Annotated in this window: 10 protein-coding genes; 3 read left to right on the top strand and 7 right to left on the bottom strand. The window is 44.5% G+C overall.

What is annotated here, in order from left to right; all coding sequences use genetic code 11:
- Positions 1 to 47 precede the first annotated feature (47 nt).
- Both NQ541_RS10990 and NQ541_RS10995 read right to left on the bottom strand, forming a co-directional pair.
- Entirely contained in the window at positions 48 to 3,521 is a 3,474-nt protein-coding gene (locus tag NQ541_RS10990; protein WP_005609070.1) for a DNA polymerase III subunit alpha, read from the bottom strand.
- A gap of 149 nt (positions 3,522 to 3,670) precedes the next feature.
- Positions 3,671 to 4,492: a CvfB family protein gene (locus tag NQ541_RS10995; protein WP_005609072.1), complete on the bottom strand. Its 822-nt coding sequence runs from the start codon at positions 4,490 to 4,492 to the stop codon at positions 3,671 to 3,673.
- A gap of 186 nt (positions 4,493 to 4,678) precedes the next feature.
- Between NQ541_RS10995 and NQ541_RS11000 the strand changes: the two genes are divergently transcribed.
- Together NQ541_RS11000 and NQ541_RS11005 are read left to right on the top strand one after the other, a co-directional pair.
- Positions 4,679 to 6,127: a nicotinate phosphoribosyltransferase gene (locus NQ541_RS11000; protein ID WP_023920747.1), complete on the top strand. Its 1,449-nt coding sequence runs from the start codon at positions 4,679 to 4,681 to the stop codon at positions 6,125 to 6,127.
- 7 nt (positions 6,128 to 6,134) lie between these two features.
- Entirely contained in the window at positions 6,135 to 6,950 is an 816-nt protein-coding gene (locus NQ541_RS11005) for a Cof-type HAD-IIB family hydrolase (RefSeq protein ID WP_023920745.1), read from the top strand.
- A gap of 24 nt (positions 6,951 to 6,974) precedes the next feature.
- On the opposite strand, the gene NQ541_RS11010 is transcribed toward NQ541_RS11005, so the two are convergent.
- The 5 genes from NQ541_RS11010 to thrH form a co-directional block, all read right to left on the bottom strand.
- Complete coding sequence (locus NQ541_RS11010) at positions 6,975 to 7,913, bottom strand: DMT family transporter (RefSeq protein WP_005609077.1); 939 nt, start codon at positions 7,911 to 7,913, stop codon at positions 6,975 to 6,977.
- 111 nt (positions 7,914 to 8,024) lie between these two features.
- Positions 8,025 to 9,512, bottom strand: a complete 1,488-nt coding sequence (locus tag NQ541_RS11015) for a L,D-transpeptidase family protein (protein WP_005609080.1) — start codon at positions 9,510 to 9,512, stop codon at positions 8,025 to 8,027.
- Between the two features lie 241 nt (positions 9,513 to 9,753).
- Positions 9,754 to 10,635, bottom strand: a complete 882-nt coding sequence (aroE, locus tag NQ541_RS11020; protein ID WP_005609082.1) for a shikimate dehydrogenase — start codon at positions 10,633 to 10,635, stop codon at positions 9,754 to 9,756.
- Positions 10,636 to 10,793: 158 nt separating this feature from the next.
- On the bottom strand, positions 10,794 to 11,279 hold the full coding sequence (locus NQ541_RS11025; RefSeq protein WP_005609083.1) for a DUF3887 domain-containing protein: 486 nt from the start codon (positions 11,277 to 11,279) through the stop codon (positions 10,794 to 10,796).
- Positions 11,280 to 11,384: 105 nt separating this feature from the next.
- Entirely contained in the window at positions 11,385 to 11,987 is a 603-nt protein-coding gene (gene thrH / locus NQ541_RS11030; RefSeq protein WP_023920738.1) for a bifunctional phosphoserine phosphatase/homoserine phosphotransferase ThrH, read from the bottom strand.
- 190 nt (positions 11,988 to 12,177) lie between these two features.
- On the opposite strand from thrH, the gene NQ541_RS11035 reads away from it, so the two are divergent.
- The gene (locus NQ541_RS11035; protein WP_044939985.1) at positions 12,178 to 12,870 is read left to right on the top strand and encodes a hypothetical protein; all 693 of its coding nucleotides are present in this window, start codon (positions 12,178 to 12,180) and stop codon (positions 12,868 to 12,870) included.
- The last annotated feature ends 17 nt before the right edge of the window (positions 12,871 to 12,887 follow it).

The following is a 12,887-nucleotide window of genomic DNA, read 5'->3' on the forward strand; positions in this document are numbered from 1 at the left end:
ATCTCTATTGTCTATTTTTTATCAACTCCGCAAATATTCTACCTTATTTAGAAGTGGTTTTCAATAGCTTTTTCTACTACTTTTACCCGATTCTCACCAAAATGGTTCATTAACCTGCTCAAAATCTGTGGATTTATACTGATATTCTTATTCGCAGGTAATTTTTTCACAATTTTTTCCTTCTCACAGTAGATCATGACTTCGTCATTTCCTTCTGAATCAGCCAAATATCCATAGGTTATCGCCTCTTCCTCCAGATACGTTTCCTTATCCGGAAACTGGATCCATAATTCCTTTTTCTTCTGCCCGAACGGAAGGATCTTCTCGCAGATCAGCTTGCTTGCCTTGTCATCTTCTTCCGAAACTCTTCCCTTTACAAAGATCTTATTATCTTCCTCAAGATACTGCCGATACTTCTCGTAGTCCCTCGGAAATACAACTACTTCTACTGTTCCGAAAAGATCTTCTACCGTCAGAAATGCCATCATCTGGTTCGTCTTGGTATGCTTCACCGTCTTTTCCGCAATGATACCGCCGATGATCTCCCTGGCTCCGTCTCTTACTTTCGTATATCCGACTTCAGGATCAACCTGAAAATCAGCAGTGGTCGCAGAAATCACCTTCCGCCACTCTTCTTCATAAGACTCCAGCGGATGGCCGCTGACATACACTCCGAGTACCTCTTTTTCAAATCCAAGGAGGTTCTCCTTTGTATATTCTCCGACATCCGGCATTCTGATCTGAAACTCTTCCTTCTGCTCCTCGCTCACCATATCGAACAGGCTCATCTGACCGACCATGGAATTTTTCTTTTCCTGCTGCATATGGTCGACGATCTGAATATAAATACTCATGAACTGCTTTCTTGTTCCCCCCAGGACATCCAATGCCCCGGCTTTGATGAGATTTTCCACCAGCCGTTTATTCATCAGCTCCCGGCTCGAAATCCTAGTAATAAAATCTTCCAGATTTCTGAACTCTCCGAGTTCCTTTCTGTCATTCACAATGGCACGGATCACCGGGCGGCCGATACTCTTGATCGCAGCCAGTCCATAACGGATATCTCCGCCGTCTACTGAAAAATCCGCCTCCCCTTTGTTGATATCCGGCGGAAGGATTTTGATCCCCATCTGACGGCAGACGTAAATATATTCTGCAACCTTCGTCGGATTATCGATCACAGAAGTCATCAGGGCTGCCATATACTCTACCGGATAATAGTATTTCAGCCACGCCGTCTGATAAGATACTACTGCATAAGCAGCCGCATGAGACTTGTTAAAAGCATATTTTGCAAAATCGATCATCTCATCATAGATCTTATTTGCAGTCTGCTCATCAATCCCGTTCTTGATACATCCCGGTACACCGGTCTCTTCATCGCCGTAAACGAAAGTTTTCCGTTCCTTTTCCATGACCGCTGCTTTTTTCTTGGACATGGCACGACGCAGAAGGTCACTTCGTCCAAGTGTATAACCTGCAAGATCCCGCACGATCTGCATAACCTGTTCCTGATAAACGATACAGCCATAAGTCGGTGCAAGGATTGGTTCAAGTTGTGGGCAGTCATATGTGATGGATGATCTGTCGTTCTTTCCCCGGATATACTGTGGAATGAAATCCATCGGACCCGGACGGTACAGAGAAATTCCCGCGATCACATCCTCCAGGCTATGGGGCTGCAATTCTTTCATGAAATTCTTCATCCCGCCACTTTCCAACTGGAAGATTCCTTCCGTCTTTCCTGTACCGATATAATCCAGCACTGCCTTATCATTGTAGTCAATCTTGTCGATCTGAAGATCCGGCTGCTTTTTTCTTGCAAGCTGTACCGCATTCTGAATCACGGTCAGTGTACGCAGGCCCAGGAAGTCCATCTTCAAAAGTCCCAGTTCTTCCAGCGTTGTCATAATAAACTGGGTCGTGATTGTCCCATCTGCTGCCCTTGAAAGAGGTACATACTCCTCTACAGGTTTCTGGCAGATCACCACTCCTGCCGCATGCATCGAACAGTGCCTCGGCAGTCCCTCCAGTCGCTTCGCCATATCGATCAGATGCGTCACCGTCTCATCCGACTCATAAAGCTTACGAAGCTCCGGATTCATCTGCAGAGCTTTATCAATCGTAATTCCAAGCTCCTGGGGAATCATCTTGGCAATCGAATCCACATAGGCATAAGGCAGATCCATGACTCTTCCTACATCACGGATGACACCTCTTGCCGCAAGCGTTCCAAATGTAACGATCTGAGCCACGCAGTCTTTTCCGTATTTTCTCGTTACATAATCGATCACTTCCTGCCGTCTCTCATAGCAGAAATCCACATCAATATCCGGCATGGATACACGTTCCGGATTCAGAAAACGCTCGAACAGGAGCTGATAATGGATGGGATCAATGGTTGTGATCCCCAGACAATAGGACACGATACTTCCCGCTGCTGAACCACGCCCCGGTCCGACTGCGATTCCATGGTCTTTTGCATATTTGATAAAATCCCATACGATCAGGAAATAATCGACATATCCCATATGCCGGATCGTATCCAGCTCGTATGCCAGCCGGTCTTTCAGCTCCTGCGACGGTGTCCTATAACGCTGATCCAGTCCTTCATAGCACAGCTTCTGCAGGTACTCCCAGGAAGTATAGCCTTCCGGCACGTCATATTTAGGAAGCTTCGTCACTCCGAACTCAATCTCCACAGAACAGCGGTCCGCGATCTTCTGCGTATTCTCCAGTGCCTGCCTTGCATACGGGAACAGAGCCGCCATCTCTTCTTCGGACTTCACATAATACTGCCCGCCTTCATAACGCATCCGGTTCTCATCCGACAGCTTTTTCCCCGTCTGAATACAGAGCAGGATATCATGTGCCTTCTCATCATCTGCATAGGTATAATGCACATCATTCGTAGCAACCAGTTCAATCCCGGTCTCCTGCGACAGCTTCATCAACTGCTGGTTTACCAACTGCTGATCCGGGATTCCATGATCCTGAAGCTCCAGAAAATAATTCCCTTTTCCGAAAATCTCCTGATACTCCAAAGCCCGGTCTTTTGCCTCTTCATACATCCCTTTGGTAAGATATCTTGGAACTTCTCCTGCAAGACACGCACTCAACGCAATAATCCCCTTATGATAGGTTCTTAAAAGTTCTTTATCTACTCTCGGCTTGTAATAGTACCCTTCCACAAATCCTTTGGAAACGATCTTTGTCAGATTCTCGTATCCTTCGTTATTCTCAGCCAGCAGCACTAAATGGTAATACCGGTCATCTCCGCCTGTCACTTCCCTGTCAAACCGGGAATTGGGAGCTACATAGACCTCGCATCCGAGAATCGGATTGATCCCCTGCTTACGTGCCTCCCGATAAAAATCGATCACTCCGTACATGACTCCGTGATCCGTAATTGCCGCACTGTTCATCCCCAGCTCTTTCACTCTTGCAACATACTCTTTGATCTTGTTCGAGCCATCCAGAAGACTGTACTCCGTATGGACATGTAAATGTGCAAAACTCATACCTTCACCTCATTGTCCTTTCTTTTGCAGTTATCAATAAGTTCCATCTATCGCTTCTGCCAGCTTAATTTCAAGTAGTATTTTTCTTTTTTTGACCGGACACCTGACATTCTCTCTCCATAGGCTCTGCCTGATCTTTTTATTTCAGATCACAGTCTGTAAATCCCGTCTTCCCTGATCTGAATCTTTCTCTGCTTCAAAAGTCTTCCGACCGCACGCTTGAATGCCGCCTTGCTCATCCCCATCTCCATCTTGATCTGCTCCGGGTCTGCCTTATCCGTAAATGGCAGCCTGCCCCCACACGTCTCAATACAGTCCAGGATCAGTTCTGCATCTTCGTCCATCTGCTGCGGGATCTTGCCACGTACACTTAAATCAAGCTTGCCATCCTCTTTTACGGCTGCTACACGGGCTTCGATCTCCTGTCCTGCAGACATCCTTCCGTACATCTCTCTTTTCGGGATCAGTGCAGAATAAAGATTATCTACCGCCACGAAAGCACCGATCTCCCGGTTCACTTCGTAAATCGTACCTCTGACTGTATCATCCTTTTTATAAGGAGAATCCGTCCGCAGAAGGTGATAGATCTTCATTGTGGCACAAAGTCTCTCGCTCTTGTCAATATAAAGACTCACAAGACATTTATCCCCTTTTTCCACTTTCTCTGTCTGCTCTTTAAATGGAAGGAACAAATCTTTCTCCAATCCCCAGTCAAGAAATGCCCCCATTCTGCCAACATCTGCTACCGTCAGCACTGCCAGCTCCCCAAGTGTCAGCTTCGGCTCATTCGTCGTCGCAATCATGCGGTCTGATGAATCTTTATAAAGAAAGACTTCTATCGGATCCCCGACCTCGATTCCTTCCGGAACCTGCTTCTTTGGCAGAAGCACTCTCTCTTCATCGCTGCCCAGATACACTCCAAAATCTACGATCTTTACAACCGTCAGTACCTGCTTTACTCCTAATCTCATTCTCTACTCCAATCTGCTGCCCCTGCAGCACTCACTTCACTGATCTTCCTGTCATTCAATCGGATTTCATCCTAATCTTCCATATAGATTAAGCTATTTGACAGTCCCTTGTCAATGGATTCTTTATTGATTTACACGCATTAATTATGTATAATTGATTCAATGCTACAGAAAAGAGGGAAATTTATGAGTGCACAGAACCTTACTTTACTGACAGACCTGTACGAACTTACTATGATGCAGGGCTATTTTGAAACTCAGGAAAACCAGACCGTAATCTTCGACGTATTTTTCCGTGAGAACCCAAATAAAGGTGGGTACTCCATTATGGCCGGCGTTGATCAGGTCATCGATTATATCAAGAATCTGAATTTTTCATATGAAGATGTGGACTATCTGAGAGGGCTGGGGCTTTTCAGTGAAGACTTTCTTCATTACCTGAGCGGATTCCATTTCAGCGGGGATATTTATGCGATTCCGGAAGGAAGTGTGATTTTCCCACGAGAGCCGCTCATCAAAGTGGTTGCCCCGATCATGGAGGCACAGCTTGTAGAAACTGCGATCCTGACCATCATCAACCATCAGTGTCTGATCGCTACCAAGGCATCCCGTGTTGTATACGCCGCACAGGGAGATGGGATCATGGAATTTGGTCTCCGCCGGGCACAGGGACCGGATGCCGGACTTTACGGTGCAAGAGCTGCCGTCATCGGTGGATGCGTAGGTACATCCAATGTACTCGCAGGAGAGATGTTTGATGTGCCTGTTATGGGAACACATGCCCACAGTTGGATCATGACATTTAAGGATGAATACACTGCATTTAAAGAATACGCAAGACTGTATCCGGATGCATGTACCCTGCTGGTAGACACTTATGATACTTTAAAATCCGGTGTTCCGAATGCGATCCGTGTATTTAAAGAGCTTCGTGAGGCAGGTATCAAACCGAAGAGCTATGGAATCCGCCTTGACTCCGGTGACCTTGCCTACCTTTCCAAAAAGGCAAGAAAGATGCTGGATGATGCCGGTTTCCCGGATGCCGTTATTGCTGCATCCAATGACCTCGATGAATACCTCATCCACGATCTGAAAATGCAGGGTGCTGCCATTACTTCCTGGGGGGTCGGAACGAATCTGATCACTTCAAAAGACTGCCCGTCCTTTGGCGGTGTATACAAGCTGGCAGCGATCCAAAATGCAGAAGGACAGTTTATCCCGAAGATCAAGATCTCCGAAAATACGGAGAAGATCACAAACCCGGGAAATAAGACGATCTACAGAATTTATGATAAAGAAACTCATATGCTTCGTGCAGACCTTATTTGTTTCGCTGATGAGGTTTATGATCCTGAAGAAGACCTTCTTCTTTTCGATCCGAATGCAACCTGGAAAAAGACACTTCTCAAAGGCGGAACCTATACTATGAAAGAACTTTTACAGCCAATTTTTATTCACGGAGAATGTAAGTATGAGTCCCCTTCCGTCAAAGAGATCGCAGCTTTCTGTAAAGAAGAAAAAGCAACTCTCTGGGATGAGACAAAGCGTTTGTTCAATCCTCATAAAGTATATGTGGATCTTTCTCAGAAATTATATGATACAAAAACTGAGCTTCTGAATGAAGCACATAAATAGGAGAATTATGCAATATCAGGTTATCGTGCTGGATTTGGACGGCACACTTACAAATTCAAAAAAGGAGATCACCGAACCGACCCGTCAGGCTCTCATCGACATTCAAAAGAACGGAAAGACAGTTGTTCTTGCCAGCGGCCGCCCCATCAACGGGGTTGCTCCACTGGCAAAGCAACTGCGTCTTCAGGATTTCGGAGGCTATATGCTTTCCTTTAACGGTGCAAGAGTGACACGCTGTTCAGATGGGAAGATCATTTATAATAAGCAGATTCCACCTGAGATGATCCGACCGATTTGTGATATCGTCCGCTCTTATGCAGAACAGGGGGTTGATCTGATCACTTATACTGATACAACGATTATCTCTGCGATCGCTCCGAACCAGTATACCCGGATTGAATCGGGAATCAACCGTATGGAGATTTACCAGCCGGATGACTTTGTCTCCTATATTGATTTCCCGATCAATAAGCTGCTTGTCCCAGGACCCGCAGATGTCCTTCAGGAGCTGATGAAACTGCTGAAAGAGAAATACCACGGACTACTCAATATTTATCTTTCCGAACCGTATTTCCTTGAGATCATGCCTCAGAACATTGATAAGGCTCATTCTCTGCAAAAACTTCTCAACAGTATCGGACTGACTGCTGATTCCATGATCTGCTGCGGTGACGGCTTTAATGACCTTTCCATGATCGAATATGCCGGACTCGGTGTCGCCATGGAAAATGCACAGCCAATTATAAAAGACTCCGCTGATTTCATCACCCGCTCGAATGATGAAGACGGAGTCCTTCATGTTGTTAATCTATTCATGCGTTAGGGGCATATTCTGCAACCCTGCAGTTTATTCTGAAACTGTCCGATTTCCGGAACTGACTGCTTTCCGTTCCGGGAGCTGGGCAATAATCACTGCTGAGAATACCAGTACGCATCCCACAAATTCTCTGACGGAAAGTCTTTCTCCTAAAATGACCCATCCCGCCAGTACAGCAAATACAGATTCCAGGCTCATCAACAATGATGCTACCGTCGGGTCTGTATTTTTTTGTGCAATGATCTGAAGCGTATATCCGACGCCACTGGACAATACACCTGCATATACGATCGGTCGCCAGGATACCAGTACCGCATTCACTGTCGGCTGTTCTGACACCAGCATCGGAATGGCACAGATCATCCCGCAAATAAAAAACTGAAGACACGAAAGACATACTCCATCCACTTTCGGCGAAAAATAATCGATCACAAGAATGTGTCCCGCAAAAGCGAAAGAACCTGCCAAAATGATCCAGTCTCCCTTTGAAATAGAAAATCCGTCTTTTACGCAAAGGAAATACATTCCAACCACAGCCAAAATAACACCGCACCAAACTTTTTTCCCTGCTTTTCTCCCGAATGCCAGTCCCAAAAGTGGAACAATCAGAATATAGAGAGCTGTAATAAATCCGCCTTTTCCTGCTGTGGTATATTGCAGTCCGATCTGCTGTGCCATACTTCCGATCGTCAGACAGATACCACAGCAGATACCTCCCGCCAGCAAAGTCTTTCTTTGCTCATTTTTTTCTTTCTTTTCATCCGGTTCTGCTTTCCCTTTATTTGCCTGTGACTTTTTCTTTCTGAAAAAGACGACCGGGAGCAAAGTTACTCCCCCTAAAATGCTCCGGGCTGCACCAAACGTAAACGGTCCGATATATTCCATTCCGATGCTCTGTGCCACGAATGCACTTCCCCAAATTAACGCTGTCAGAATCAACAGCATATTACTTAGTTTTCTTTTGTCCATCTTCTCTCGACTTCCTTATCTGATCTTTTTGATCTGTTCCTCATGACAATCTCATATCTTTTGAAGTTTTTATCTGCCAATTCATGACTGTCAACAGTCCTGACATCTTGATCAATAATGGATCACTACCGGATCTCCCACCTGAATCAGATCATATAATTGTCCTGCATCGGAATAGCTCATGTTGATACATCCATGTGATCCACGATAAGTATAAACATCACCACCGAATGTCCTCTGCCATGTTGCATCATGGAATCCAACCCCTGAATACGTTACCCGCATCCAGTAATCTACCGGTGTCTCATACTCATAAGTTCCGTCCGGCTTCAAAGCTCCTCGTAATGTCTTATTTCTCATCCTTTCAAGAATCGTATAAACACCTTCCGGGGTCTGCCTTGCCCTGGTCGGAAGTCCCGTCACAATATCCGTGCTCATCAGGATCTGTCCATCCCTGACATACCACATTTTCTGATTCGTCAGATCGACTTCTGCATAGGTTGTCCCCCAGTCAGATGCACCATGGGAAATCGCCGTCTTTCCCTCTACATATGCCGGTTCACGGCTGACCGTATCCCCATTCTCAATATTGGCAAGCAATGCTGTCAGCTCGCTTTCTTCATCGATCTCCCAACCATAGGTTCCTCCACTCACCTGAGCTGACCGGCCATCCGCTGTCGTAAAAGTCCTTGTCTTTCCGACTGTATCATACTTTTCCGCAAATTGCTTCAACCACTCCTGTACCAGTTCCGGATGAAAAGTCACAGCAAAATTTTCATCAGCCGTTACCCACTGCGAGATCACTGTCCCGTCTACTACAACCGGTTCATCCATCTCATAAGTAATCCTTGCTTTCAGATAAGGGTTCATTTGATCGCATGCTGCCTGAACTTCCGGAGAATCCTTAATATATTTCGGTCTGACATAGCATCCTGTATCATCAAGCTCCAGCTCTTCTGTCAAATGGGAAACTGCATCTCCGATCACTTCGTTCAATGTATCTACATCTACTGCCGTCCCTTTTCCTTCCTCTCCCGGTACGAATTTTTCTCCGTCAAAAAAAGGAGTGGAAGAAGCCGGCTGCGTCTGTTCACCTGTCACTACATTCAATGTACTGATCTTTTCTTTTAACTTTTCCTTATCATAAGATACACTGACCGGAATTTCCAGCGTCTGCTCTCGATCAAATGCAACCGGCCACAGCCAGAAATTCTGCTCCCGTAACAACTTACCTGCCGCATCATCCGCCTCATATTCAACACCGATTTCCGAACCTTGAATCTGATCTTTCACATTTTCCCGGCCTTTTATCTCCAACACATAATTTTTTGTATCTTCTTTTAAATAGTCCTCAATTTCTGCCCTGTTCGCATAAGAAAAATCTTTTCCATTAATCTCCGTATTCGGCAGACAATGAAAATAGAAATACGCTGCTGTTCCAATGTAAACTGCAGCAGTTGTTCCTGCAATCCCTCCAAGCGTGATCAACAATGGTTTTCTCCATTTGTGGGGCTTCTCAGTTTCCTCTGACACCTGCTGTTCTGACGTTTCTGTCTCTGTTACTTCTATATCGTTTCCGTCAAAAGTTTCCTTTTCCATTCACTTTCTCCTCATCCTTTGTATCCGGTTCTTTCCGGCAGCATTCTCTTTACCACAGGCAGAATGCCTCTCTCTATTAGACTACATTTTTGCAAAAAAAGATAGATTAAATTAAATTTTTATAAAATTTTCTTTTCATCAAGAATGATTTAAAAAGTTTTATACTCTCAAAGAGGCAGGATGGAAAAACATTCCATTCCTGCCTCTTTTCATTCAGACTCACTCTATATTCCCGTTATCTTTATGCCTCTGAGAAAAACTTTTCTTTCACTTCTTCTACCGGCATTTCTTTTCCTGTGAATAATTCAAATGCTGCTGCTCCCTGCCATAACAGCATTCCAATTCCACCGATCGCCGCACGGCAGCCTGCCTCTTTTGCTTTCTTCACAAGTAAAGTCTCTAATGGATTGTATACAACATCTGCAACTGCCAGTTCCGGACGAAGGACATCCTCCGGTACCGGAATCACATCCTGAAGCGGAGCCATTCCCGCACGGGTAGCATTGATAAGGATATCGCTTTCTGCGATCACAGCTCGCAATTTCTCCGTATTATCCAAATCTTCTATGTACACCTTTCCGATCGTCGGAACAGCTTTTTTGATCTTCTCCACGGTTTTCTCACCATTGGCAAAAAACTCATCTTTTCTGTTGAAGATCGCAATTTCAGCTACTCCGTCCAACGCTGCCTGGACTGCGATCGCTGTCGCTGCTCCGCCAGTTCCAAGCACCACGATCTTCTGATCTTTTACTTCTACACTATGCTCTTTCAGATTGCGTACAAAACCTGTCCCATCCGTGATATGACCGGTCATTGTACCATCTTCTTCCACAACGACCGTATTGCACGCACCGATCAATTCGGCAGCCGGTGATAAACGGTCAACCAGTCTCGCTACCTCCGTCTTACATGGCATCGTTACATTGAATCCACCTACATTCAGAGTACGGAACGCCTCCAGTGCTTTAGCTGTCTGCCCTACATTCACATCAAATGCAAGATAAGCCGCATCAATCCCAAGCTTTTCAAAACTATAATTCTGCATTGCCGGTGATCCTGAATGACCTACCGGTGATCCGATCAAAGCGTATAATCTCGTATGTCCGTTAATTCTCTTTTCCATTACAAATACCTCCCAAAATCAAAACGTAGGTACAGTATAACATCTCTTTTTCAAAACTTCAATACTGTAAAGTGTAAAATTTTTATCGCTTTAACGCGTTAAATTTTTAACTTTTTCCACTTTACGTTGTCCGCTGTCAACCTATTTTATGACACTTTCTATTGCATTCCAAAAGATGCAAGCTTCATATCCTCATCAAACGCTAATGTATAATGAATCTCTACATTCTCATATGTCGCTGTGACATAAGCAACCGCTGCATTCACACCACGCTTGGAAATCGTTGTCGTGGATATATCTCCCATTGACTTAAATGCACCCCAGTCATCTGAAACTTTTTCTTTTGCCTCTGACAGACGCTCTTCTGTCATGATCTCTTTCATCTTATCAGCTGAAACATCCTGCAGACTTTCATAATCATCCGCATTAATATATCCTATGACTTTTTCTGCCTGACTTTTTACGGTTGCTTCATCAAAAAGAGTACTGTCCTCAAGCGAACCTGTCCTCGGCATCATCCAGTAGGTTGCCACTGAAGCCAAAACCAGTATGACCGCAATGATCACAATATTTCTGGTCTTCTTCTTTTTTTCAGCCGCTGTCTTTTTTTCTTTAAACTTAGGGTTATATAATTTCTGGTTCATCTGCTCCCTCTTATCTCTCTGATCTCCCGGATCACATTTCTCTGTTCCGACCGGTCACTCAAATCTCATTTTTCTATTTTTTGAAGTCCTGCTATAATTCCGAGATTATTTCATTGCTTTTTTGATCGCAGTAAGAAGCTCGTCATAACTTTCATATGCCGGAATTTCAGGATAATCTGCTTTGATCTTCTCTGTACTTCTGAACAGGAATCCTGCACTGCTTGCCTGGATCATTCCCAGATCATTATAGGAATCTCCACTGGCGATCGTCTCAAATCCGATGGACTGTAACGCCTTTACTGTACTCAGCTTGGACTGTTCCGTACGCATCTTAAATCCGGTGATTTCACCATTCTCCGCCACTTCAAGACTATTACAAAACAGTGTCGGCCATCCCAGCTTCTCCATCAGCGGAGTTGCAAACTGCGTAAATGTATCACTGATCAGGATCACCTGGCTGAAGGTACGAAGTTCATCCAAAAACTCCTTTGCACCCGGCAGCGGATCAATCTTTGCGATCGTCTCCTGAATCTCTTTCAGACCCAGACCATGCTCTCTTAAGATTCCAAGTCTCCAGTTCATCAGCTTATCATAGTCCGGCTCATCACGTGTCGTTCTTTTCAGCTCCGGGATACCGCTTGCTTCCGCAAATGCGACCCAGATCTCCGGTACTAAAACTCCTTCTACATCAAGACAGGTAATATACATAACTTTCTTCCTCCATTTATTCAACTTTATTCGCTTTGTTGCTTTACCTTGGTACATCCATTATCTGAACATTGATTTCATTCTACCACACTGCTTTCTGCTGTGCAATTTATAATTGGCAATCACGGGATTTTGATTGTATACTTGAAATAGTATACAGCTAAATCACCAAAGAAAGGATCTATACTTTATGCCTGGTTTTATTTTACATCTGACTTCCGCTAAAATGCTTCTGAACCAATTACCGGATCACCCTCATTTTCCCTATATGATTGCTTCCGAAAATGATTTCATGACCGGTTCTCTGCTGCCCGATGCCACTGCCAACAAGAACCGGACTCATTTCCGCAATCTGCTTTATGCCGACAAAATGATGCTTTGGCCGGACCTGAAACGTTTTCTTTCCAGCTATCAGAATCAGCTTGCAAATGATCTGTATCTCGGCTACTATTTTCATCTTTATATTGATAAACGCTTTTTTAAAGATTATATTCCCCAGATCGTATCCTTTTACGATAAAGAAGGAAAGATTACCGACATCCGCAATGAGATCTGCTCTGTCCTGATCCATAAATCGAATCAGTGCATTTCTCTGACCGATTACTTATCTGAAAAATACTATTACGGTGATTACACTAAAATGAACCGGTATCTGGTTGAAAAATATCAACTGCCGACAGAACTTTATCCCCACCTTCCCCAAAACGGCATTGAGGGAATCCATTCCGAGGATATGAACGGTCTGCTTTCTATGCTAAAAAAATTTATGGATCTTTCGCCTTGTGCAGTGGAAGAACTGACCGTCTTTGAACTTTCTCCATTACTGGAATTTTTAGGAAAAGCAACATCTGACTTTCTTACAGGACAAGAGCTTTTCAGATAGAAGAAAGAAAAGCAGAC

Source organism: [Ruminococcus] lactaris ATCC 29176 (assembly GCF_025152405.1).
Classification (GTDB): Bacteria; Bacillota; Clostridia; order Lachnospirales; family Lachnospiraceae; genus Mediterraneibacter; species Mediterraneibacter lactaris.